Below are 23,505 nucleotides of genomic sequence, written 5' to 3'. Positions count from 1 at the left end.
GTTTCCATCACAAGCAATGTTTAAGGTTTGCATTCAGGTGCATTTTTATATTTTTTACAAAACGGGCTGTTTAAGCGCCTCTTGACACTTCTCTGTGGGATGACAGCACCAGGACGACAAATCAGCAAGTTTTCAGCTTTATGATTTTCACACCAAGTCCCCCCCCCACTTTATCACGAAAACCTGCTTGAACCATACAGGCATCAATAGTTGCCCATGCATTGTAACTGAGTTTTCTGTTTTCTGGATCGGCATCAATAAGGCTTGGCATGCCACATTCTAACAAAGCTTTTCCTACCTCTGTAAAACCTGCTCCTGACTTCTCCCACGTAGCCACCTCTCCTGGAGGAGGCTTGTTAAATTGACATCCAGTTATGATCAATAAAATTATAGTGCTTAATAGCTTTAAAGTTTGTTTCATTTTTTACTCCATGATTTCTTTAAAGGAAATTGTTCTAAATGGGATGTGCCATACTGCTTTTGGCATTTTGGACCCGCATTTCCAAGACATGTATGGACACTGACGGGATCTGAGAACATTTTCCATGCTTCTTTCCACCAGTTGCTGCCAGCAGGTGCTGTCTCGTAAGTATAGCCATTGCCACCAATCCATCGGCTTACAAAGTCATATTTATGTCCCTCAAAACCAATAGTGGTTTGTTGGCCATCACTCAAATGAGATAACAGACCGGCTGTAGCCCAAGCATTCGCCGCTGGACCAAAAAATTTGATTGTTGTTTTTTTCGCTATCCCATGCACGCCTTCTTGTTTGAAAGAATTCATTGCATTAAAGTCTGTCAAACTGCCACGACTATGGGCATCAAAATGTAATCCTGTGTTCCCATAACGAGACATCAGATCTTTTACTTCTTGTGTGGAATTGGTCAGCCCCCAAAAATTATTTTCAAAAATCCTCTGATAGCCTGCTATCAGCAGTTCTGAGATGGCAGAATCGGCTTGGGGGAATACAACAAAATAAAGCGGTGCATTTTTATCTTTCGCATGTTGTTCTGCATAAACAGCAGCTTCATAGGGTGGTGTAAAGATACCATTGAGGGACACATGGACCTTGCCATCAGCCCCTTCCTGCAAATGCTGCTTTTCTTCCTCCGTTAAATAATGAAATGGGAGGAACAATCCCGCACAAGCATGGGAATACATGAAAGTGGGGATTGTTTCCATCACAAGCAATGCTTAAGGTTTACACTCAGGTGCATTTTTATATTTTTTACAAAACGGGCTGTTTAAGCGCCTCTTGACACTTGGCTGGGGGATGACAGCACCAGGACGACAAATCGGCAAGTTTTCGGCTTTATAAGTATAACACCACCCTCCCTCATGTTCATTTTCATAATGGAATCCTGATTGAACCATGCAAGCATGAATTGTTGCCCATGCATTGATACTAAGCTTTCTGCTTTCTGGATCGGTATAATAAGGGGTTGGCATACCACATTCTAACAAGGCTTTTCCTACCTCTGTAAAATCTGCTCCTGGCTTCTTCCACGCTGCCACTTCTCCTAGAGGAGGCTTGTCAATGTTACATCCGGCAATACTCAACAGAATGAGTCCACTTAATAGCTTTAGAGTTTGTTTCATTTTTTACTCCCTGATTTACTTAAAGGTCTTTGTTCTAGATGAGATGAACCATAATTATATCTACATTGTGGACTCGCATTTCCAAGACATGTATGGACACTGACGGGATCTGTGAACATTCTCCATGCTTCTTTCCACCAGTTGCTGCCAGCAGGTGCTGTCTCATACGTATAGTCATTACCGCCAATCCATCGGCTTACAAAGTCATATTTATGTCCCTCAAAACTAATAGTGGTTTGTTGGCCATTACTCAAATACCTTAACAGATTGGCTGCTGCCAAAACATTCGCCGCTGGTCCATGGAAACTGATCGTCGTATTATTAGCTATCCCATGCACACCTTCTTGTTTGAAAGAATTCATCATGTTAGAATTTGTCAAACTGCCACGACTGTGGGCATCAAAATGTAATCCTGTGTTCCCATAGCGAGACATTAGATCTTTTGCTTCTTGTGTGGAATTGGTCAGACCCCAAAAATTATTTTCAAAAAACTTCTGATAGCCTGCTATCAGCAGTTCTGAGATAGCAGAATCGGCTTGGGGAAACACAACAAAATAAAGCGGTACATTTTGATCATTCGCATGTTGCACAGCATATCCCGCTGCCGCTTCTGCTGAGGTAAAGATGCCATTGAGAGAGACATGAACCTTGCCATCAGCCCCTTCCTATAAATGCTGCTTTTCTTCCTCCGTTAAATAATGAAATGGGAGGAACAATCCCGCACCTGCATGCGAACACATGAAAGTGGGGATTGTTTCCATCACAAGCAATGTTTAAGGATAGCATTCATACTGTTCTGGATGCTTTTTACAAAACGGGCTGTTTAAGCGCCTCTTGACACTTCTCTGTGGGATGACAGCACCAGGACGACAAATTGGCAAGTTTTCGGCTTTATGATTTCCACACCACCCCCCCCCACATCATATTTATAGCGGAATCCTGATTGAAGCATGCAAGCATCAATGGTTGCCATTTGATTGAAACTGCGATTATCGTTTTCTGGATCGCGATCATAAGGAGTTGGCATGCCACATTCTAACAAGGCTTTTCCTATTTCCGTAAAGTCCGCTCCTGGCTTTTCCCATGCCCCTATAGAAGATACAGGAGGTTTATTAAATTGGCATCCTGTTATGATCAACAAAATTACAGCACATAATAGTCTTAGAGTTTGTTTCATTTTTTACTCCATGATTTACCTAAAGGAAATTGTTTTAGATGAGATGTACCGTAAAGTGTGTTGCACATAGCATTTGCATGTCCAAGACAAGTATGGACGCTGTTGGGATCTGTGAACATTCTCCATGTTTCTTTCCACCAGTTGCTGTCAGAAGGTATTGTCTCATACGTATAGTCATTGCCACCAATCCATCGGCTTACAAAGTCATATTTATGTCCATCAAAACCAATAGTGGTTTGTTTTTCATCACTCAAATACCTTAACAGATTGGCTGCTGCCAAAACATTCGCCGCTGGTCCATGGAAACTGATCGTCGTATTATTAGCTATCCCATGCACGCCTTCTTGTTTGAAAGAATTCATCATGTTAGAATTTGTCAAACTGCCACGACTGTGGGCATCAAAATGTAATCCTGTGTTCCCATAGCGAGACATTAGATCTTTTGCTTCTTGTGTTGAATTGGTCAGACCCCAAAAGTTATTTTCAAAAAACTTCTGATAGCCTGCTATCAGCAGTTCTGAAATGGCAGAATCGGCTTGGGGGAATACAACAAAATAAAGCGGTACATTTTGATCATTCGCATGTTGCACAGCATATCCCGCTGCCGCTTCTGCTGAGGTAAAGATGCCATTGAGAGAGACATGAACCTTGCCATCAGCCCCTTCCTATAAATGCTGCTTTTCTTCCTCCGTTAAATAATGAAATGGGAGGAACAATCCCACACAATCATGCGAACACATGACCGTGGGGATTGTTTCCATCATAAGCAATGTTTAAGGTTTGCATTCAGGTGCATTTTTATATTTTTTACAAAACGGGCTGTTTAAGCGCCTCTTGACACTTGGCTGTGGGATAACAGCACCTGGACGACAAATCGGCAAGTTTTCGGCTTTATGATTCTCACACCATGTCCCCCCCCCCACTTTATCACGAAAACCTGCTTGAATCATACAAGCATAAGTTGTTGCTTTTGCATTGTAGCTCCGCTTTCTGTTTTCTGGATCGACATCATAAGGGGTTGGCATACCACATTCTAATAAGGCTTTTGCTACTTCAGTAAAATCTGCTCCTGGCTTTTCCCATGCCCCTATAGAAGATGTGGGCGTTTTATTAAACTGGCACCCAACTATACTCAACAGGGTTATCGCACTTAATAGTTTTAGAGTTTGTTTCATTTTTTACTCCATGATTTCTTTAAAGGAAATTGTTCTAAATGAGATGTGCCATAATCATATCTACATTGTGGACTCGCATTTCCAAGACATGTGTGGACACTGACGGGATCTGTGAACATTCTCCATGCTTCTTTCCACCAATTGCTGTCAGAAGGTATTGTCTCGTAAGTATAGCCATTGCCGCCAATCACTCGGCTTACAAAGTCATATCTATGCCCATCAAAACCAATAGTGGTTTGTTTGCCATCACTCAAATAAGATAACAGACCGGCTGCAGCCGAAACATTCGCCGCTGGTCCATGGTAATTCGTCGTTGTTTTTTTCGCTATCCCATGCACGCCTTCTTGTTTGAAAGAATTCATCATATTAAAATCTGTCAAACTGCCACGACTATGGGCTTCAAAATGCAATCCTGTGTTCCCATAGCGAGACATCAGATCTTTTGCTTCTTGTGTGGAATTGGTCAGACCCCAAAAATTATTTTCAAAAATCCTCTGGTAGCCTGCTATCAGCAGTTCTGAAATGGCAGAATCGGCTTGGGGGAATACAACAAAATAAAGCGGTGCATTTTTATCCTTCGCATGTTGCTCTGCATAAACGGCAGCTTCCTCTGGTGGTGTAAAGATGCCATTGAGGGACACATGGACCTTGCCATCAGCCCCTTCCTGCAAATGCTGCTTTTCTTCCTCCGTTAAATAATGAAATGGGAGGAACAATCCCGCACAAGCATGGGAATACATGAAAGTGGGGATCGTTTCCATCACAAGCAAAACTTAAGGATAGCATTCATATTGTTCTGGATGCTTTTTACAAAACGGGCTGTTTAAGCGCCTCTTGACACTTCTCTGTGGGATGACAGCACCTGGACGACAAATCGGCAAGTTTTCGGCTTTATAATTTTCACACCAAGTTCCCCCCCCCACTTTATCACGAAAACCAGCTTGAACCATACAGGCATAAACTGTTGCTTTTGCATTAATGCTTAGCTTTCTGTTTTCTGGATCGACATCATAAGGAGTTGGCTTTCCGCATTCTAACAATGCTTTTGCTACCTCTGTAAAATCTGCACCAGACTTCTCCCACGCATCCAAAGATGATGTAGAAGGTGTACCTAAATAACATCCAGCCATACTTAATAGCCATATACCAACACTCAATAATTTTAGAGTTTGTTTCATTTTTTACTCCATGATTTAATTTAAGGAACTTGTTTTAGATGAGATGAGCCATAAAGTATGCTGCACATACGCCCCCCATCCCCAAGGCAAGTATGGACACTGACGGGATCTGTGAACATTCTCCATGTTTCTCTCCACCAGTTGCTGTCAGAAGGTATTGTTTCGTAAGTATAGCCATTGCCACCAATCCATCGGCTTACAAAGTCATATTTATGCCCATCAAAACTAATAGTGGTTTGTTTTTCATCACTCAAATACCTTAACAAATTGGCTGCTGCCAAAACATTCGCCGCTGGTCCATGGAAACTGATCGTCGTATTATTGGCTATTCCATGCACACCTTCTTGTTTGAAAGAATTCATCATGTTAGAATTTGTCAAACTGCCACGACTATGGGCATCAAAATGTAATCCTGTGTTCCCATAGCGAGACATCAGATCTTTTGCTTCTTGTGTGGAATTGGTCAGACCCCAAAAGTTATTTTCAAAAAACTTCTGATAGCCTGCTATCAGAAGTTCTGAGATGGCAGAATCGGCTTGGGGGAATACAACAAAATAAAGCGGTGCATTTTTATCCTTAGCATGTTGTTCTGCATAAACAGCAGCTTCATAGGGTGGGGTAAAAATGCCATTGAGGGATACATGGACCTTGCCATCAACCCCTTCCTGTAAATGCTGCTTTTCTTCCTCCGTTAAATAATGAAATGGGAGGAACAATCCCACACAATCATGCGAACACATGAAAGTGGGGATTGTTTCCATCATAAGCAATGTTTAAGGTTTGCATTCAGGTGCATTTTTATATTTTTTACAAAACGGGCTGTTTAAGCGCCTCTTGACACTTGGCTGTGGGATAACAGCGCCTGGACGACAAATCGGCAAGTTTTCGGCTTTATGATTTACACACCATCCCCCCCCCTTTCATATTTATAGCGGAATCCTGATTGAACCATGCAAGCATGAATTGTTGCTATTGCATTAGTACTCAGCTTTCTGTTTTCTGGAAAGACATCATAAGGGGTTGGCATGCCACATTCTAACAAAGCTTTTCCTATCTCCGTAAAATCTGCTCCCGGTTTCTCCCATGTAGCCAGCTCTCCTAGAGGAGGTTTGTTAAATTGACATCCAGTTATGATCAATAAAATTATAGTGCTTAATAGCTTTAAAGTTTGTTTCATTTTTTACTCCATGATTTCTTTAAAGGAAATTGTTCTAGATGAGATGAACCATAGTCATATCTACACTTATCACTCGCATTTCCAAGGCAAGTATGGACGCTATTGGGATCTGTGAACATTCTCCATGTTTCTCTCCACCAGTTGCTGTCAGAAGGTATTGTCTCGTAAGTATAGCTATTGCCGCCAATCCATCGGCTTACAAAGTCATATTTATGTCCATCAAAACCAATAGTGGTTTGTTGGCCATTACTCAAATACCTTAACAGATTGGCTGCTGCCAAAACATTCGCCGCTGGTCCATGGAAACTGATCGTCGTATTATTGGCTATTCCATGCACACCTTCTTGTTTGAAAGAATTCATCATGTTAGAATTTGTCAGACTGCCACGACTATGGGCATCAAAATGTAATCCTGTGTTCCCATAGCGAGACATTAGATCTTTTGCTTCTTGTGTGGAATTGGTCAGACCCCAAAAGTTATTTTCAAAAAACTTCTGATAGCCTGCAATCAGCAGTTCTGAGATGGCAGAATCGGCTTGGGGAAACACAACAAAATAAAGCGGTGCATTTTTATCTTTCGCATGTTGTTCTGCATAAACAGCAGCTTCATAGGGTGGTGTAAAGATGCCGTTAAAGGACACATGCACCTTGCCATCAGCCCCTTCCTGTAAATGCTGCTTTTCTTCCTCCGTTAAATAATGAAATGGGAGGAACAATCCCACACAATCATGGGAATATATGAAGGTGGGGATTGTTTCCATCACAAGCAATGTTTAAGGTTGGCATTTACGGCTATTTTTATATTTTTTACAAAACGGGCTGTTTAAGCGCCTCTTGACACTTCTCTGTGGGATGACAGCACCTGGACGACAAATCGGCAAGTTTTCGGCTTTATGATTTACACACCATCCCCCCCCCTTTCATATTTATAGCGGAATCCTGATTGAACCATGCAAGCATGAATTGTTGCTATTGCATTAGTGCTTAGCTTTCTGTTTTCTGGAAAGACATCGTAAGGGGTTGGCATACCACATTCTAACAAAGCTTTTGCTACTTCAGTAAAGTCTGCTCCTGGCTTTTCCCATGCCCCTATAGAAGATGTGGGCGTTTTATTAAACTGACATCCTGTTATACTCAACAAAGTTATTGCACTTAATAGCTTTAAAGTTTGTTTCATTTTTTACTCCATGATTTCTTTAAAGGAAATTGTTCTAGATGAGATGAACCATAATCATATCTACATTGTGGACTCGCATTTCCAAGACATGTATGGACACTGACGGGATCTGAGAACATTTTCCATGTTTCTTTCCACCAGTTGCTGCCAGCAGGTATTGTCTCGTAAGTATAGCCATTGCCACCAATCCATCGGCTTACAAAGTCATATTTATGTCCCTCAAAACCAATAGTGGTTTGTTGGCCATTACTCAAATACCTTAACAGATTAGCTGCAGCCAAAACATTTGCTGCCGGTCCATGGAAACTGATCGTCGTATTATTGGCTATCCCATGCACACCTTCTTGTTTGAAAGAATTCATCATGTTAGAATTTGTCAAACTGCCACGACTGTGGGCATCAAAATGTAATCCTGTGTTCCCATAGCGAGACATTAGATCTTTTGCTTCTTGTGTTGAATTGGTCAGACCCCAAAAGTTATTTTCAAAAAACTTCTGGTAGCCTGCAATCAGAAGTTCTGAGATAGCAGAATCGGCTTGGGGAAACACAACAAAATAAAGCGGTGCATTTTTATCCTTCGCATGTTGTTCTGCATAAACAGCAGCTTCCTCTGGTGGTGTAAAAATGCCATTGAGTGACACATGGACCTTACCATCAGCCCCTTCCTGTAAATGTTGCTTTTCTTCCTCCGTTAAATAATGAAATGGGAGGAACAATCCCGCACAAGCATGGGAATACATGAAAGTGGGGATTGTTTCCATCAACAGCAAAACTTAAGGATAGCATTCATATTGTTCTGGATGTTTTTTACAAAACGGGCTGTTTAAGCGCCTCTTGACACTTCGCTGTGGGATGACTGCACCAGGACGACAAATCGGCAAGTTTTCGGCTCTAAAAGTATAACATGGCCCACCCGCTCTTGCTACCTCTTCATCTTTATAGCGGAATCCTGATTGAAGCATGCAAGCATAGATTGCTGCCTTAGCATTGATGCTATTCTTTCTGTTTTCTGGATCAACATCATAAGGAGTTGGCATGCCGCATTCTAACAAGGCTTTTCCTATCTCTGTAAAGTCTGCTCCTGGCTTCTCCCACGCACTCAAATAACCTCCAGGAGTTTTATTAAATTGACATCCTGTTATGATCAATAAAATTATAGTGCTTAACAGCTTTAAAGTTTGTTTCATTTTTTACTCCATGATTTCTTTAAAGGAAATTGTTTTAGATGAGATGTGCCATAGCGCCATGTACACTTATCACTCGCATTTCCAAGGCAAGTATGGACACTGACGGGATCTGTGAACATTCTCCATGTTTCTCTCCACCAGTTGCTGCCAGCAGGTGCTGTCTCGTAAGTATAGCCATTGCCACCAATCCATCGGCTTACAAAGTCATATTTATGTCCCTCAAAACCAATAGTGGTTTGTTGGCCATTACTCAAATACCTTAACAGATTGGCTGCTGCCAAAACATTCGCCGCTGGTCCATGGAAACTGATCGTCGTATTATTGGCTATTCCATGCACACCTTCTTGTTTGAAAGAATTCATCATGTTAGAATTTGTCAGACTGCCACGACTGTGGGCATCAAAATGTAATCCTGTGTTCCCATAGCGAGACATCAGATCTTTTGCTTCTTGTGTGGAATTGGTCAGACCCCAAAAGTTATTTTCAAAAAACTTCTGATAGCCTGCAATCAGAAGTTCTGAGATAGCAGAATCGGCTTGGGGAAACACAACAAAATAAAGCGGTGCATTTTTATCCTTGGCATGTTGTTCTGCATAAACAGCAGCTTCATAGGGTGGTGTAAAGATACCATTGAGGGACACATGGACCTTGCCATCAGCCCCTTCTTGTAAATGTTGCTTTTCTTCATCGGTTAATGAAATGGGAGGAACAATCCCAGACAATCATGGGAACACATGAAGGTGGGGATTGTTTCCATCACAAGCAATGTTTAAGGATAGCATTCATACTGTTCTGGATGCTTTTTACAAAACGGGCTGTTTAAGCGCCTCTTGACACTGCGCTGTGGGATGACTGCACCAGGACGACAAATCGGCAAGTTTTCGGCTTTATGATTTACACACCATCCCCCCCCCCTTTCTTCATAGCGGAATCCTGATTGAACCATGCAAGCATGAATTGTTGCTATTGCATTGTTACTTAGCTTGCTGCTTTCTGGATCACGATCATAAGGGGTTGGCATGCCACATTCTAACAAAGCTTTTGCTACTTCAGTAAAATCTGCTCCTGGCTTTTCCCATGCCCCTATAGAAGATGTGGGCGTTTTATTAAACTGACATCCTGTTATGATCAACAAAATTACAGCACCTAATAGCTTTAGAGTTTGTTTCATTTTTTACTCCTTGATTTACTTAAAGGCCTTTGTTCTAGATGAGATGTGCCATAATTATATCTACATTTATAACTCGCATTTCCAAGACATGTGTGGACATTGACCGGATCTGTGAACATTTTCCATGTTTCTCTCCACCAGTTGCTGTCAGAAGGTATTGTTTCGTAAGTATAGCCATTGCCACCAATCCATCGGCTTACAAAGTCATATTTATGTCCATCAAAACTAATAGTGGTTTGTTGGCCATTACTCACATAACCTAACAGACCGGCTGCAACAAAAGCATTAAAGGCTGGCGCATAGAGGTTGACCCTTGTATTGCCCGCTATATCATTTACACCTTCTTGTTTTAAAGAACTCAGCGTATTTCCCACTGTCATGCCACCGCGGCTATGGCCGTTAAGCTCCAACCCTGTATTCCCATAGCGAGACATCAGATCTTTTGCTTCTTGTGTGGAATTGGTCAGACCCCAAAAATTATTTTCAAAAATCCTCTGGTAGCCTGCTATCAGCAGTTCTGAAATGGCAGAATCGGCTTCTGGGAACACAACAAAATAAAGCGGTGCATTTTTATCCTTCGCATGTTGTTCTGCATAAACAGCAGCTTCATAGGGTGGTGTAAAAATGCCATTGAGGGACACATGGACCTTGCCATCAGCGCCTTCCTGTAAATGCTGCTTTTCTTCCTCCGTTAAATAATGAAATGGGAGGAACAATCCCGCACAATCATGGGAACACATGAAAGTGGGGATTGTTTCCATCATAAGCAATGTTTAAGGTTGGCATTTACGGCTATTTTTATATTTTTTACAAAATGGGCTGTTTAAGCGCTTCTTGACACTGCGCTGTGGGATGACAGCACCTGGACGACAAATCGGCAAGTTTTCGGCTTTATAATTTTCACACCAAGTTCCCCCCCCCACTTTATCACGAAAACCAGCTTGAACCATACAGGCATAAACTGTTGCTTTTGCATTAATGCTTAGCTTTCTGTTTTCTGGAAAGACATCGTAAGGGGTTGGCATACCACATTCTAACAAAGCTTTTGCTACTTCAGTAAAGTCTGCTCCTGGCTTTTCCCATGCATCCAAAGATGATGTAGAAGGTGTACCTAAATAACATCCAGCCATACTTAATAGCCATATACCAACACTCAATAATTTTAGAGTTTGTTTCATTTTTTACTCCATGATTTCTTTAAAGGAAATTGTTCTAGATGAGATGTGCCGTAAAGCTTATGGCACACATCATCCGCACTCCCCAAACAAGTATGAACATTGCGAGGATCTGTGAACATTTTCCATGCTTCTTTCCACCAGTTGCTGTCAGCAGGTGCTGTCTCGTAAGTATAGCCATTGCCGCCAATCCATCGGCTTACAAAGTCATATTTATGTCCCTCAAAACCAATAGTGGTTTGTTGGCCATTACTCAAATACCTTAACAGATTGGCTGCTGCCAAAACATTCGCCACTGGTCCATGGAAACTGATCGTCGTATTATTGGCTATTCCATGCACACCTTCTTGTTTGAAAGAATTCATCATGTTAGAATTTGTCAAACTGCCACGACTGTGGGCATCAAAATGTAATCCTGTGTTCCCATAGCGAGACATTAGATCTTTTGCTTCTTGTGTTGAATTGGTCAGACCCCAAAAGTTATTTTCAAAAAACTTCTGATAGCCTGCTATCAGCAGTTCTGAAATGGCAGAATCGGCTTGGGGGAATACAACAAAATAAAGCGGTACATTTTGATCATTCGCATGTTGCACAGCATATCCCGCTGCCGCTTCTGCTGAGGTAAAGATGCCATTGAGAGAGACATGAACCTTGCCATCAGCCCCTTCCTATAAATGCTGCTTTTCTTCCTCCGTTAAATAATGAAATGGGAGGAACAATCCCACACAATCATGCGAACACATGACCGTGGGGATTGTTTCCATCATAAGCAATGTTTAAGGTTTGCATTCAGGTGCATTTTTATATTTTTTACAAAACGGGCTGTTTAAGCGCCTCTTGACACTTGGCTGTGGGATAACAGCGCCTGGACGACAAATCGGCAAGTTTTCGGCTTTATGATTTACACACCATCCCCCCCCCTTTCATATTTATAGCGGAATCCTGATTGAACCATGCAAGCATGAATTGTTGCTATTGCATTAGTACTCAGCTTTCTGTTTTCTGGAAAGACATCATAAGGGGTTGGCATGCCACATTCTAACAAAGCTTTTCCTATCTCCGTAAAATCTGCTCCCGGTTTCTCCCATGTAGCCAGCTCTCCTAGAGGAGGTTTGTTAAATTGACATCCAGCTATGCTCAACAGAGCTACAGCGCTTAATAGTTTTTGAATTTGTTTCATTTTTTACTCCATGATTTCTTTAAAGGAAATTGTTCTAGATGAGATGAACCATAGTCATATCTACACTTATCACTCGCATTTCCAAGGCAAGTATGGACGCTATTGGGATCTGTGAACATTCTCCATGTTTCTCTCCACCAGTTGCTGTCAGAAGGTATTGTCTCGTAAGTATAGCTATTGCCGCCAATCCATCGGCTTACAAAGTCATATTTATGTCCATCAAAACTAACAGTAGTTTGTTTGCCACCACTCACATAACCTAACAGACCGGCTGCAACAAATGCATTAAAGGCTGGCGCATAGAGGTTGACCCTTGTATTGCCCGCTATATCATTTACACCTTCTTGTTTTAAAGAACTCAGCGTATTTCCCACTGTCATGCCACCGCGGCTATGGCCGTTAAGCTCCAACCCTGTATTGCCGTAGAGATACATCAGATCTTTTGCTTCTTGTGTGGAATTGGTCAGACCCCAAAAGTTATTTTCAAAAAACTTCTGGTAGCCTGCTACCAGAAGTTCTGAAATGGCAGAATCGGCTTCTGGGAACACAACAAAATAAAGCGGTGCATTTTTATCTTTCGCATGTTGCTCTGCATAAACAGCAGCTTCATAGGGTGGGGTAAAGATGCCGTTAAAGGATACATGCACCCTGCCATCAGCCCCTTCCTGTAAATGCTGCTTTTCTTCCTCCGTTAAATAATGAAACTCAGGAATTGGTTGTCCACGGGCATCTCTTAGAGGTACCCCATTTTCATCTGTTTTATAGATTGTGTTGCCATTTTCATCACGATCGACCACAGCGATGGGGTGTTCTTTAAGAAACATGGTTTTGTAAGAGTTATCACTGTATTTAAACCCTTCCTCCAGCAATTGCGTAGCCATCTCACGGTTTTCATGAACGAGTTGTTCCAGCTTGGCAACATCGAGCTGTTGAACACCCTGATGGGCGTTAACGGTATCGCGATTAAGGGAAGCAATGGCTTGTTCGCCATTTTGCCCCGTCAATGCTTTCTGCTCTGCTTCATCGGTAAGCACAATGGTGCTATCGCTGATGGCCGATTTGGTATAGCCGTCCTCAAAATCCTTGACTTTGGAATGATCTAAGATATTTTTGGTAATGTTTTTTGCAACGCTATATTTGCCTTGATTCATCGGCCCCCCCGTTGAAATGCTATAGCCTTTGCTGCTGGCTTGAGCTTCAGAACTGTTGATAATATCACTGGTTGTAATGGTGCCTGTTGTCAGACTATTTTTGTCTGCCGATGCGCTGCTGTCAATAATGCCTCCGGTCATGGTTGTTTTGTCTTTAACATTGATATCGTAGCCGCCCGCCCCAGCTTTAATCCCTGATTGTTCTACAACACTGTGATAATTGTTAGAGGATTTATCCTTATTCAAGGCAATATTGGTTGAAGCTTTATCATCCTTTTTTCCACCATTATAGCCAACAGAAAAGGAATTCTGCTTGCTGGAGCTGTGCATCGTGTCACTCTGGCTGGTAATGGTTAAATCGCCCCCAACACCCATCTCTACATGGTTTCCAGAAATCACGGCCCCATTCAGTGTGGTATCTCCTCCACTGCTGGTATGAACCGTGCCGGTACCTATAATATGGCTGTTCTTGTGCTGTACTTCATCACTAGAGCCCTTGCCTTTCCCAAAGGAAGCATTGCCCATCCAGCATGACCACTGGTGCCATAGGTATAGCCAACATTCATGGAAGCGTTTTCATTTTTGTTTTGTGTGCTTTGCGTATTTTGTGCACTTTCAAGAATGATATCTTGCCCCGCTGTCAGATTAATATTGCCGCTCTGTTCATCATTGATCAGAGGGTTTGTGCCTGCAATAATATCAACCCCTTCACCATAGATGTTGCCTTTGTGAGCGTTCATGTTAATAGCATGCCCCCCTTGTATGTTATTTGTGAGCGCAGTGGAGACGTTAGAAGAGCCCTCTATCTTTTCAGTCTTAAACCCTGCCATAATGCTGGCTGAGACATCAAGAGCATTGCGAATGTCTTTTGGGGTTGCGCCCCCCTTTATCCCACTATAGAGACCTTTGCCTTTATTATAGAGATCATAGCCTTTCAAGCCAGCAATCAAACCATTGCCGATTTTGTGTTTTATATCCCCATGACCAAAACGTGTGCCTGCATCCTTCACGTCTTGTATATCACCTAATATCCCTACATTGACAGATCCTGTCACACCAGCAAAAAACTTTTCATACCTAAACGATTACGCAATATACCCTCAAGCTGTGTGGCATCTATTGATGCGACAGACTGGTGGGCTGCAGCGGTGTTGCGGTTGAGGAAATAATCCCACACTAGCATGGGAACACATGAAAGTGGGGATTGTTTCCATCACAAGCAATGTTTAAGGTTGGCATTCACCCGCGTTTTTATACCTTTTACAATAAGGGCTGTTTAAGCGTTTCTCAACACTGCGCTTCGGAATAACAGCACCAGGTTGGCAAATCGGGAGATCTTTCCTGTTAAAAGGAGAACACCAGCTAGCTCTCCCTTTATCACGAAAACCTGCTTGAATCATACAAGCATCAATGGTTGCATTATCATTGTCGCTTAGTTTTCTAACTTCATCATCAAGATAGTCAAGGTGCGGCAAACCACATTCTAGCAAGGCTTTTCCTACCTCAGTAAAATCTGCTCCTGGCTTTTTCCACTCTGCCACTTCTCCTGGAGGAGGTTTATCAATATTTTCAATATCACATCCAGCAACACTTAACAAAATGAGCAGGCTTAATAAGTTAAATAATATTTTCATTCTTTGTTTCCTGTTCTCGTTGAATAAAGTTTTTCAAAACCAAATGAACCGTAATTAGTTTGACACTTACGACTTGCATCAGCGTAACAATTATGGGGACTAGGGTTATAGCCTAAGACCGCTTTTCCTTGCTCTCTTATTGCAATTGCTGGTGGAAATAATACATAGGGGAACTTCAAGGATACCTTATAAGCTGTAGGCCAATTGTAACCAATCACCGTACTAATAGGGTCAAATATATGACCTTGTGTATAGATGTAATTTTTTTCGCCATCGCTTAGGTAATCTACTGTATTGGCTACCGATTGCGTATGAGCAGGCGCTCCAAAAAGATAGAAGTCTGTTTTCTTGGCTATACTGTGGATACCACGCTCTTCAAAGTCACGCAGTCCATTGCCTACTGTTAAAGTACCACGGCTATGCGCACTCACAATCGCCCCCTCATTGCCATAACGAGTGATAAAGTCTTGGAACTTCTTGGTTGAATTACTCAATGCCCAAGTATCACCTTCAAGAAACTTTTGATAAAATGCTATCCCTAACTCTACAAGCGCATCTTTAGATTGTGGGAAATATGTAAAATAAAGGTGACCATTGTTATTAACTGCCATTTGGACAGCATTAGCCGCGGCATCATCTGGTGAATTAAAAATGCCATTGTAGAACATATAAACATTGCCATCAGAGCCTTTTTGTAAATGCCCCTCTTCCTCTGGTTTTAAATAGTTATACAGAATAATATTTTTTCCATCATTGCCTTTTATAGGTTCTCCATTGTCATCGGTTAAATAGAGGACATTGCCATTTTCATCGTGCGCAACCTCACCCACTGGGTGAACAACACGAAATGCCATTTTACGAACCCCGTCCCATATATCAAACCATTCATCCACCAATTGATTTTTCGTACCTAAACGATTACGCAATATACCCTTAAGCTGTGTGGCATCTATTGATGCGACAGACTGGTGGGCTGCAGCGGTGTTACGGTTGAGGAAACAATCCCGCACAAAGCATGGAAATACGTGAATGTTGGGATTATTTCCATCAACAGCAAAACCTATGGCACGCATTCATCCGCATTTTTATACCTTTTACAATAAGGGCTGTTTAAGCGCTTCTCAACACTGCGCTTCGGAATAACAGCACCACGTTGACAAATCGGGAGGTCTTTATAATTATAGCACCAATATGGACCTCCTGACTTTTTACGGAATCCTGCTTGCACCATACAAGCATAAATTGTTGCTATTTCATTTTTGCTGAGCTTTCGAACTTCATCATCAAGATAACTAAGATGCGGCATGCCACATTCTAGCAAGACTTTTCCTACTTCGGTAAAGTCTGCTCCTGGCTTCTCCCACACTGCTACTTCTCCTCGAGGAGGTTTGTCGATATTTTCAATATCACATCCAGTGACCGTTAATAGAATGAGCAGGCTTAATAAGCTAAATAGTATTTTCATTTTTTGTTCCCTGTTCTCGTGGAATGAAGTTTTTCAAAACCAAATGAACCGTAATTATCCCCACACTCAGGACTCGCATCACCATAACAATTATGGGTGCTAGGATCATAGCCTAAAACCGCTTTCCCTTGCTCCATCAGTGGAAGAACTAACGGATGCAATACATCATATGGTCGAAAGCGTACCCCATAAGCTGTAGGAAAATTGTAACCAATCACCGTACTAACAGGGTCAAATATATGACCTTGTATATAGATGTAATTTTTTTCGCCATCGCTTAGGTAATCTACTGTATTGGCTACCGATTGCGTATGAGCAGGCGCTCCAAAAAGATAGAAGTCTGTTTTCTTGGCTATACTGTGGATACCACGCTCTTCAAAGTCACGCAGTCCATTGCCTACTGTTAAAGTACCACGGCTATGCGCACTCACAACCGCCCCCTCATTGCCATAACGAGTGATAAAGTCTTGGAACTTCTTGGTTGAATTACTCAATGCCCAAGTATCACCTTCAAGAAACTTTTGATAAAATGCTATCCCTAACTCTACAAGCGCATCTTTAGATTGTGGGAAATATGTAAAATAAAGGTGACCATTGTTATTAACTGCCATTTGGACAGCATTAGCCGCGGCATCATCTGGTGAATTAAAAATGCCATTGTAGAACATATAAACATTGCCATCAGAGCCTTTTTGTAAATGCCCCTCTTCCTCTGGTTTTAAATAGTTATACAGAATAATATTTTTTCCATCGTTTCCTTTTATAGGTTTTCCATTGTCATCAGTTAAATAGAGGACATTGCCATTTTCATCGTGCGCAACCTCAGCCATTGGATGGGTAACATGAAATGCCATTTTACGAACCCCGTCCCATATATCAAACCATTCATCCACCAATTGATTTTTCATACCCAAACGATTACGCAATATATCCTCAAGTGGTGCTACATTAAGCTGTCCTACTGCCTGGTGGGCTGCGGCGGTATTGCGGTTGAGGGCATCGATGATGTGTCCAGCATCTTGCCCCATCGCCCTCTGGGTGCTTGCACCCGTTAGGATGATGGTACCCTCACTGATAGCAGATTTGGTTTCCTCTTCTGCGCCATCCTTGGCTTTGTCATGGTTTAAAACATTCTTGACAATGTTTTTTATCGTGTCACTCCCCGAAAGGCTAAAGCCATGACTGCTAGCTGTAGCATGGGCGCTGTTGGCAATATCACTGGTGCTAATGCTTCCGGTGGTCAGACTATTTTTGTCTGCCGATGCGCTGCTGGCAATAATGCCTCCGGTCATGGTTGTTTTGTCTTTAACATTGATATCATAGCCGCCCGCCCCAGCTTTAATCCCTGATTGTTCTACAACACTGTGATAGTCACTAGAGGATTTATCCTTCTGGAAAGAAGCGTTCATTGAACCTCCACCACCGGCTTGTCCAGCGCCAAAGCCAACAGAAACAGAGTTTTGCTTGCTCGAGCTTTTTCCCGTATCGCTCTGGCTGGTAATGGTGAAATCACCCCCAACACCCATCTCTACACGGTTTCCAGAAACCACAGCCCCATTCAGTGTGGTATCTCCTCCACTGTTGGTATGAACCGTACCCGTGCCTATAACATGGCTGTTCTTGTGCTGCACTTCATCACTAGAGCCTTCTCCTTGACTAAAAGCTGTACTGCCTGTTGCCCCTGCACCCCCCGTGCCATAACCATACCCAACACTCATGGAAGTACTTTGCGAATGATTTTGCGCTGTTAAGGTTGGCATTCAGGTTGTACTGGACTTCTTTTACAATAAGGGCTGTTTAAGCGCTTCTCAACACTGCGCTTCGGAATAACAGCACCAAGTTGGCAAATGGGAAGATCTGTATAATTATAGCACCAATATGGACCTCCATATCTATCACGAAATCCTGCTTGAACCATGCAGGCATCAATGGATGCCATTTCATTTAAACTGAGGTTTTTATTTTCTGAATCCTGATCAATAAGACTCGGCATGCCACATTCTAGCAATGCTTTTCCTATCTCAGTAAAGTCTGCTCCTGGCTTCAACCACCCATATACCTCTCCTGGAGCAGGTTTATCGATATTTGATATGTCACATCCAGTGACACTTAATAGGACTATAGCACTCAATAATTTTAAAATTTGTATCATTTTTTCTTCCATAAGTTATCTAAAATTTAATAAGTTGAATTTTTGTGTTGTAGGAACGTTTCCATAGGCATCTTGGCATTTTTTTCCTGCATCACCATAACACTTATGGGTGGTAGTAGGGTTATGGCCCAAAACCGCTTTTCCTTGCTCTCTTATTGGATTTGTTAGTATGGTAAATAAACTGTTTACTCCAAACAGCGTCATATATAAAGGATTGTTTATACCTTTCTCCAAAATTGAAGCATCTAGATTTAAAGGTAACTTATAAGCTGTAGGAAAATTGTGACCAATTACCGTGCCAATGGGGTCAAATGCATGACTTTGTAAGTAAACATGATCATTTTTGCCATCGCTTACGACATATAATGCATTCTTTATCGATTGAGCGTGATCCGCTGGTCCATAAAGATAGATATCTGTTTTTTCTGCTATACCGTGGATACCACGTTTTTTAAAGTCACGCAGTCCATTGCCCACTGTTAAGCTACCACGACTATGCGCACTCACAATCGCCTTGTCATTCCCATAACGAGAGATAAAATCTTGGAATTTCGTGGTTGAATTACTCCATCCCCCAATATACTCATAAATTGCTATCCCGACCTCTACCAATTTGTCTTTAGATTGGGGGTGGTAGGTAAAATAAAGGTGACCATTGTCATTAACTGCCATTTGGACAGCATTAGCCGAGGCATCATCGGATGAATTAAAAATGCCATTGTAGAACATATAAACAGCCCCATCAGAGCCTTTTTGTAAATGCCCCTCTTCCTCTGGTTTTAAATAGTTATACAGAATAATATTTTTTCCATCATTGCCTTTTATAGGTTCTCCATTGTCATCGGTTAAATAGAGGACATTGCCATTTTCATCGTGCGCAACCTCACCCACTGGGTGAACAACACGAAATGCCATTTTACGAACCCCGTCCCATATATCAAACCATTCATCCACCAATTGATTTTTCGTACCTAAACGATTACGCAATATACCCTTAAGCTGTGTGGCATCTATTGATGCGACAGACTGGTGGGCTGCAGCGGTGTTACGGTTGAGGAAACAATCCCGCACCGGCATAGGAATATATGAAAGTAGGGATTGTTTTCATCACAAATATTTAAGGTTTGCATTCAGGTTGTTCTGGATGTTTTTTACAAAAAGGGCTGTTTAAGCGCTTCTCGACACTCCGTTTTGGGATGACAGCACCTGGACGACAAATCGGAAGGTCTTCTTCTTTAAATGTATAACACCAGTTACCTCTCCCTTTATAATGGAATCCTGATTGAATCATACAAGCATGAACTGTTGCTTGCTCATTAATGCTCTGCTCTCTACTTTCCGAATCCTCATCATAAGGCGTTGGCATGCCACATTCTAACAAGGCTTTTCCTACTTCAGTAAAATCTGCCCCTGGCTTCTCCCACATGTATATATACCCTGGAGAAGGCTTAAAAAAATTGCATCCTCCTATAATAAACAAAACAAGCACACTCAATAATTTTAAGATGTATTTCATTTCTTGCCCCCTGAGTTAATTGAATGAATTTGTATACGATGAGATGAGCCATAGAACGATGTACACTCACGACTTGCATGACCATAACAAGCATGGACAGTAGGATAAGTCTTAAATATTCTCCACGCCTCGTTCCAGGAGCTACTGCCAGCAGGTATCTTGTCAAAAGTAGCCGGATTTTTGCCAAACATTACACCAACAAAGTCATATGCGTGGTTTTCCAAGCCGACAAAGGTTTGCTTGCCGTCACTTAAATAATCGAGCATATTCGCCATCGATTGAGCGTTGTAAGCCGGACCAAAAAGATTGATACTCGTATTGCCTGCTATACCGTGAATGCCACGCTCTTCAAAATCATGCATTCCGTTACCTACTGTCATACTACCACGGCTGTGCCCATCAATGTGTAATCCTGTATTGCCATAAAGATACATTGTATTCTGAAACTTTTTAGTCGAATTGGTCAATCCAAAGAAAAATTTACCTTCAAAAAACTTCTGAAAAAACGCTATACCTGCCTCCACTACCATGTCTTTAGATTGGGGGAAATATGTAAAATAAAGATTATCATGATCGTTGTCAGCAAATTGGACGGCATAACGCGCGGCATCATCGGGGGAATTAAAAATGCCATTGTAAAACATATGAACCTTGCCATCAGAGCCTTTTTGTAAATGCCCCTCTTCCTCTGGTTTTAAATAGCTATACAGAATAATATTTTTTCCATCATTGCCTTTGATATACTCTCCATTGTCATCGGTTAAATAGAGGACATTGCCATTTTCATCGTGCGCAACCTCAGCTATAGGGTGGACAACACGAAATGCCATTTTACGCACTTTATCCCAGTATCCCAATCCTTCATCCAATAAATCATTGATCCCGTCTAAACGATTATGAACGATGCCTTCAAGTGATGTAGCGTCTATTGGTGCGACAGACTGGTGGGCTGCGGCGGTATTGCGGTTGAGGGAACAATCCCGCACAATCATGCGAACACATGAAAGTGGGGATTGTTTCCATCACAAGCAATGTTTAAGGTTGGCATTTACGGCTATTTTTATATTTTTTACAAAACGGGCTGTTTAAGCGCCTCTTGACACTTCGCTGTGGAATGACAGCACCAGGACGACAAATCGGCAAGTTTTCGGCTTTATGAATTTCACACCAAGTTGGATGACCATATCTGTTACGAAAACCAGCTTGAAGCATGCAAGCTTCAATAGTTGCCCATGCATTGTAGCTAAGCTTTCTGTTTTCTGGATCGACATAATAAGGGGTTGGCATGCCACATTCTAACAAAACTTTTCCTACCTCTGTAAAATCTGCCCCTGGCTTTACCCACATGTATACTTCCCCTGGAGGAGTTTTATTAAACTGGCATCCAGCCATAATCAACAAAATTACAGCACCTAATAGCTTTAGAGTTTGTTTCATTTTTTACTCCTTGATTTACTTAAAGGAAATTGTTTTAGATGAGATGTGCCATAAAACTTTTGGCATTCTGGACTCGCATTTCCAAGACATGTATGGACACTGACGGGATCTGAGAACATTCTCCATGCTTCTTTCCAAGCGTTGCTGCCAGAAGGTATTGTCTCATACGTATAGTCATTGCCGCCAATCCATCGGCTTACAAAGTCATATTTATGTCCATCAAAACCAATAGTGGTTTGTTTTTCATCACTCAAATACCTTAACAGATTGGCTGCTGCCAAAACATTCGCCGCTGGTCCATGGAAACTGATCGTCGTATTATTGGCTATTCCATGCACACCTTCTTGTTTGAAAGAATTCATCATGTTAGAATTTGTCAAACTGCCACGACTGTGGGCATCAAAATGTAATCCTGTGTTCCCATAGCGAGACATCAGATCTTTTGCTTCTTGTGTGGAATTGGTCAGACCCCAAAAGTTATTTTCAAAAAACTTCTGATAGCCTGCTATCAGAAGTTCTGAGATAGCAGAATCGGCTTGGGGAAACACAACAAAATAAAGCGGTGCATTTTTATCTTTCGCATGTTGTTCTGCATAAACAGCAGCTTCATAGGGTGGTGTAAAGATACCATTGAGGGACACATGGACCTTGCCATCAGCGCCTTCCTGCAAATGCTGCTTTTCTTCCTCCATTAAATAATGAAATAGGAGGAACAATCCCACACAATCATGGGAATATATGACCGTGGGGATTGTTTCCATCACAAGCAATGTTTAAGGTTGGCATTTACGGCTATTTTTATATTTTTTACAAAATGGGCTGTTTAAGCGCTTCTTGACACTGCGCTGTGGGATGACAGCACCTGGACGACAAATCGGCAAGTTTTCTTCTTTAAAATTCTCACACCATCCCCCCCCCATTTATCTTTATAATGGAATCCTGATTGAATCATGCAACCATGTATTGTTTCTATTGCATTAATACTTAAGTTTCTAGTTTCTGGATCAGCATCATAAGGGCTCGGCATACCACATTCTAACAGGGCTTTTCCTACTTCGGTAAAATCTGCTCCTGGTCTTTCCCACATGTATATGTACCCTGGAGAAGGCTTATCAATGTTACATCCTGTTATACTCAACAAAATGAGTCCGCTTAATAATTTTAAAATTTGTTTCATTTCTTGCTTCCTAGTTTAATTGAACTTAATTTTTATGCGGTGAGCATAAGAATCCCCATAAGCATGTCGACATGCTGGATCCGCATGACCATAACACGCATGGACATTGGGATAGCTTGTCATCATTTTCCATCCCTCTTTCCACCAATTACTGCCAGAAGGAACCTTGTAGAAAGTACTTGGATTGCCACCAATCCAAACACCAACAAAGTCATCTGCATGGTTTTCTAACTCAATAGAGGTTTGTTGGCCATTACTCAAATAAGATAACAGACCGGCTGTAGCCCAAGCATTCGCCGCTGGACCAACAAATTTGATTGTTGTGTTTTTAGCTATCCCATGCACGCCTTCTTGTTTGAAAGAATTCATTGCATTAAAGTCTGTCAAACTGCCACGACTATGGGCATCAAAATGTAATCCTGTGTTCCCATAGCGAGACATCAGATCTTTTACTTCTTGTGTTGAATTGGTCAGACCCCAAAAATTATTTTCAAAAATCTTCTGATAGCCTGCTATCAGAAGTTCTGAGATGGCAGAATCGGCTTGGGGGAATACAACAAAATAAAGCGGTGCATTTTTATCCTTGGCATGTTGTTCTGCATAAACGGCAGCTTCCTCTGGTGGTGTAAAGATGCCATTGAGGGAAACATGCACCTTGCCATCAGCCCCTTCCTGTAAATGCTGCTTTTCTTCCTCCGTTAAATAATGAAATGGGAGGAACAATCCCGCACCGGCATGGGAATACATGAAGGTGGGGATTGTTTCCATCACAAGCAA

General features: G+C 41.8%; 30 protein-coding genes and 6 pseudogenes. All 36 read right to left on the bottom strand.

Features of this window, described 5'->3' with window-relative positions; all coding sequences use genetic code 11:
- Nucleotides 1–20: 20 nt before the first annotated feature.
- Nucleotides 21–421, bottom strand: a pseudogene (locus AC6ER8_RS03620) (hypothetical protein).
- Nucleotides 418–1,182, bottom strand: coding sequence for a filamentous hemagglutinin (locus AC6ER8_RS03615; RefSeq protein WP_497079397.1), 765 nt, complete (start codon nt 1,180–1,182; stop codon nt 418–420). The pseudogene AC6ER8_RS03620 and the gene AC6ER8_RS03615 overlap by 4 nt, the downstream one beginning before the upstream one ends.
- Before the next feature lie 12 nt (nt 1,183–1,194).
- The gene (locus AC6ER8_RS03610) at nt 1,195–1,599 is read right to left on the bottom strand and encodes a hypothetical protein (RefSeq protein WP_497079395.1); all 405 of its coding nucleotides are present in this window, start codon (nt 1,597–1,599) and stop codon (nt 1,195–1,197) included.
- Nucleotides 1,596–2,189, bottom strand: coding sequence for a filamentous hemagglutinin (locus tag AC6ER8_RS03605; protein ID WP_497079393.1), 594 nt, complete (start codon nt 2,187–2,189; stop codon nt 1,596–1,598). Before AC6ER8_RS03605 ends, AC6ER8_RS03610 begins: the two co-directional genes overlap by 4 nt.
- Before the next feature lie 183 nt (nt 2,190–2,372).
- A pseudogene (locus AC6ER8_RS03600) lies at nt 2,373–2,776 on the bottom strand (hypothetical protein).
- Nucleotides 2,773–3,366 carry a filamentous hemagglutinin gene (locus AC6ER8_RS03595; protein WP_497079391.1) on the bottom strand — a complete coding sequence of 198 codons (594 nt, stop codon included), beginning with the start codon at nt 3,364–3,366 and terminating at the stop codon, nt 2,773–2,775. Before AC6ER8_RS03595 ends, AC6ER8_RS03600 begins: the two are co-directional and overlap by 4 nt.
- Before the next feature lie 183 nt (nt 3,367–3,549).
- Entirely contained in the window at nt 3,550–3,951 is a 402-nt protein-coding gene (locus AC6ER8_RS03590; protein ID WP_497079389.1) for a hypothetical protein, read from the bottom strand.
- Nucleotides 3,948–4,712 (bottom strand): filamentous hemagglutinin, encoded by a 765-nt coding sequence (locus tag AC6ER8_RS03585; protein WP_497079387.1) that lies wholly within the window; start codon nt 4,710–4,712, stop codon nt 3,948–3,950. Before AC6ER8_RS03585 ends, AC6ER8_RS03590 begins: the two co-directional genes overlap by 4 nt.
- A gap of 12 nt (nt 4,713–4,724) precedes the next feature.
- Complete coding sequence (locus AC6ER8_RS03580; protein WP_497079385.1) at nt 4,725–5,129, bottom strand: hypothetical protein; 405 nt, start codon at nt 5,127–5,129, stop codon at nt 4,725–4,727.
- Nucleotides 5,130–5,149: 20 nt separating this feature from the next.
- Nucleotides 5,150–5,893 carry a filamentous hemagglutinin gene (locus AC6ER8_RS03575; protein ID WP_497079383.1) on the bottom strand — a complete coding sequence of 248 codons (744 nt, stop codon included), beginning with the start codon at nt 5,891–5,893 and terminating at the stop codon, nt 5,150–5,152.
- Nucleotides 5,894–5,902: 9 nt separating this feature from the next.
- A pseudogene (locus tag AC6ER8_RS03570) lies at nt 5,903–6,306 on the bottom strand (hypothetical protein).
- Nucleotides 6,303–7,067 carry a filamentous hemagglutinin gene (locus tag AC6ER8_RS03565; RefSeq protein ID WP_497079381.1) on the bottom strand — a complete coding sequence of 255 codons (765 nt, stop codon included), beginning with the start codon at nt 7,065–7,067 and terminating at the stop codon, nt 6,303–6,305. Before AC6ER8_RS03565 ends, AC6ER8_RS03570 begins: the two are co-directional and overlap by 4 nt.
- A gap of 12 nt (nt 7,068–7,079) precedes the next feature.
- Nucleotides 7,080–7,483, bottom strand: a pseudogene (locus AC6ER8_RS03560) (hypothetical protein).
- Nucleotides 7,480–8,244, bottom strand: a complete 765-nt coding sequence (locus AC6ER8_RS03555; protein ID WP_497079380.1) for a filamentous hemagglutinin — start codon at nt 8,242–8,244, stop codon at nt 7,480–7,482. Before AC6ER8_RS03555 ends, AC6ER8_RS03560 begins: the two are co-directional and overlap by 4 nt.
- Nucleotides 8,245–8,256: 12 nt before the next feature.
- Complete coding sequence (locus AC6ER8_RS03550) at nt 8,257–8,670, bottom strand: hypothetical protein (RefSeq protein WP_497079378.1); 414 nt, start codon at nt 8,668–8,670, stop codon at nt 8,257–8,259.
- The gene (locus AC6ER8_RS03545) at nt 8,667–9,392 is read right to left on the bottom strand and encodes a filamentous hemagglutinin (protein ID WP_497079376.1); all 726 of its coding nucleotides are present in this window, start codon (nt 9,390–9,392) and stop codon (nt 8,667–8,669) included. The genes AC6ER8_RS03550 and AC6ER8_RS03545 overlap by 4 nt, the downstream gene beginning before the upstream one ends.
- Nucleotides 9,393–9,439: 47 nt before the next feature.
- Nucleotides 9,440–9,841: a hypothetical protein gene (locus AC6ER8_RS03540; protein ID WP_497079374.1), complete on the bottom strand. Its 402-nt coding sequence runs from the start codon at nt 9,839–9,841 to the stop codon at nt 9,440–9,442.
- On the bottom strand, nt 9,838–10,605 hold the full coding sequence (locus AC6ER8_RS03535; RefSeq protein ID WP_497079372.1) for a filamentous hemagglutinin: 768 nt from the start codon (nt 10,603–10,605) through the stop codon (nt 9,838–9,840). Before AC6ER8_RS03535 ends, AC6ER8_RS03540 begins: the two co-directional genes overlap by 4 nt.
- Before the next feature lie 9 nt (nt 10,606–10,614).
- Nucleotides 10,615–11,019 (bottom strand): hypothetical protein, encoded by a 405-nt coding sequence (locus tag AC6ER8_RS03530; protein WP_497079370.1) that lies wholly within the window; start codon nt 11,017–11,019, stop codon nt 10,615–10,617.
- Nucleotides 11,016–11,609 carry a filamentous hemagglutinin gene (locus AC6ER8_RS03525; RefSeq protein ID WP_497079368.1) on the bottom strand — a complete coding sequence of 198 codons (594 nt, stop codon included), beginning with the start codon at nt 11,607–11,609 and terminating at the stop codon, nt 11,016–11,018. The genes AC6ER8_RS03530 and AC6ER8_RS03525 overlap by 4 nt, the downstream gene beginning before the upstream one ends.
- Nucleotides 11,610–11,792: 183 nt before the next feature.
- Nucleotides 11,793–12,196: pseudogene (locus tag AC6ER8_RS03520) on the bottom strand (hypothetical protein).
- Nucleotides 12,193–13,872 (bottom strand): hemagglutinin repeat-containing protein, encoded by a 1,680-nt coding sequence (locus AC6ER8_RS03515; RefSeq protein ID WP_497079366.1) that lies wholly within the window; start codon nt 13,870–13,872, stop codon nt 12,193–12,195. The pseudogene AC6ER8_RS03520 and the gene AC6ER8_RS03515 overlap by 4 nt, the downstream one beginning before the upstream one ends.
- The gene (locus AC6ER8_RS03510) at nt 13,800–14,402 is read right to left on the bottom strand and encodes a hemagglutinin repeat-containing protein (protein WP_497079364.1); all 603 of its coding nucleotides are present in this window, start codon (nt 14,400–14,402) and stop codon (nt 13,800–13,802) included. The genes AC6ER8_RS03515 and AC6ER8_RS03510 overlap by 73 nt, the downstream gene beginning before the upstream one ends.
- Nucleotides 14,399–14,530 carry a hypothetical protein gene (locus AC6ER8_RS03505; RefSeq protein WP_497079362.1) on the bottom strand — a complete coding sequence of 44 codons (132 nt, stop codon included), beginning with the start codon at nt 14,528–14,530 and terminating at the stop codon, nt 14,399–14,401. The genes AC6ER8_RS03510 and AC6ER8_RS03505 overlap by 4 nt, the downstream gene beginning before the upstream one ends.
- A gap of 43 nt (nt 14,531–14,573) precedes the next feature.
- Nucleotides 14,574–14,981, bottom strand: coding sequence for a hypothetical protein (locus AC6ER8_RS03500; protein ID WP_497079360.1), 408 nt, complete (start codon nt 14,979–14,981; stop codon nt 14,574–14,576).
- The gene (locus AC6ER8_RS03495; protein ID WP_497079358.1) at nt 14,978–16,054 is read right to left on the bottom strand and encodes a hypothetical protein; all 1,077 of its coding nucleotides are present in this window, start codon (nt 16,052–16,054) and stop codon (nt 14,978–14,980) included. The genes AC6ER8_RS03500 and AC6ER8_RS03495 overlap by 4 nt, the downstream gene beginning before the upstream one ends.
- Nucleotides 16,042–16,446 (bottom strand): hypothetical protein, encoded by a 405-nt coding sequence (locus tag AC6ER8_RS03490; RefSeq protein ID WP_497079356.1) that lies wholly within the window; start codon nt 16,444–16,446, stop codon nt 16,042–16,044. Before AC6ER8_RS03490 ends, AC6ER8_RS03495 begins: the two co-directional genes overlap by 13 nt.
- Nucleotides 16,443–18,206 carry a hemagglutinin repeat-containing protein gene (locus AC6ER8_RS03485; protein ID WP_497079354.1) on the bottom strand — a complete coding sequence of 588 codons (1,764 nt, stop codon included), beginning with the start codon at nt 18,204–18,206 and terminating at the stop codon, nt 16,443–16,445. The genes AC6ER8_RS03490 and AC6ER8_RS03485 overlap by 4 nt, the downstream gene beginning before the upstream one ends.
- Nucleotides 18,194–18,598: a hypothetical protein gene (locus AC6ER8_RS03480; protein ID WP_497079352.1), complete on the bottom strand. Its 405-nt coding sequence runs from the start codon at nt 18,596–18,598 to the stop codon at nt 18,194–18,196. Before AC6ER8_RS03480 ends, AC6ER8_RS03485 begins: the two co-directional genes overlap by 13 nt.
- A gap of 15 nt (nt 18,599–18,613) precedes the next feature.
- Nucleotides 18,614–19,675 carry a hypothetical protein gene (locus AC6ER8_RS03475; protein WP_497079350.1) on the bottom strand — a complete coding sequence of 354 codons (1,062 nt, stop codon included), beginning with the start codon at nt 19,673–19,675 and terminating at the stop codon, nt 18,614–18,616.
- 40 nt (nt 19,676–19,715) lie between these two features.
- On the bottom strand, nt 19,716–20,114 hold the full coding sequence (locus AC6ER8_RS03470) for a hypothetical protein (RefSeq protein ID WP_497079349.1): 399 nt from the start codon (nt 20,112–20,114) through the stop codon (nt 19,716–19,718).
- On the bottom strand, nt 20,111–21,106 hold the full coding sequence (locus AC6ER8_RS03465) for a filamentous hemagglutinin (protein WP_497079347.1): 996 nt from the start codon (nt 21,104–21,106) through the stop codon (nt 20,111–20,113). The genes AC6ER8_RS03470 and AC6ER8_RS03465 overlap by 4 nt, the downstream gene beginning before the upstream one ends.
- Nucleotides 21,107–21,149: 43 nt before the next feature.
- Nucleotides 21,150–21,551, bottom strand: coding sequence for a hypothetical protein (locus AC6ER8_RS03460; protein ID WP_497079345.1), 402 nt, complete (start codon nt 21,549–21,551; stop codon nt 21,150–21,152).
- Nucleotides 21,548–22,312, bottom strand: a complete 765-nt coding sequence (locus AC6ER8_RS03455) for a filamentous hemagglutinin (RefSeq protein WP_497079344.1) — start codon at nt 22,310–22,312, stop codon at nt 21,548–21,550. The genes AC6ER8_RS03460 and AC6ER8_RS03455 overlap by 4 nt, the downstream gene beginning before the upstream one ends.
- 12 nt (nt 22,313–22,324) lie before the next feature.
- Nucleotides 22,325–22,728 (bottom strand): annotated as a pseudogene (locus tag AC6ER8_RS03450) (hypothetical protein).
- Between the two features lie 15 nt (nt 22,729–22,743).
- The gene (locus AC6ER8_RS03445) at nt 22,744–23,496 is read right to left on the bottom strand and encodes a filamentous hemagglutinin (protein ID WP_497079343.1); all 753 of its coding nucleotides are present in this window, start codon (nt 23,494–23,496) and stop codon (nt 22,744–22,746) included.
- Nucleotides 23,497–23,505: the final 9 nt, after the last annotated feature.

This window comes from Bartonella sp. SL320 (assembly GCF_059687635.1).
The sequence above is the reverse complement of the archived record's forward strand: the minus strand, read 5'-3'. Positions and strand labels throughout refer to the sequence as shown.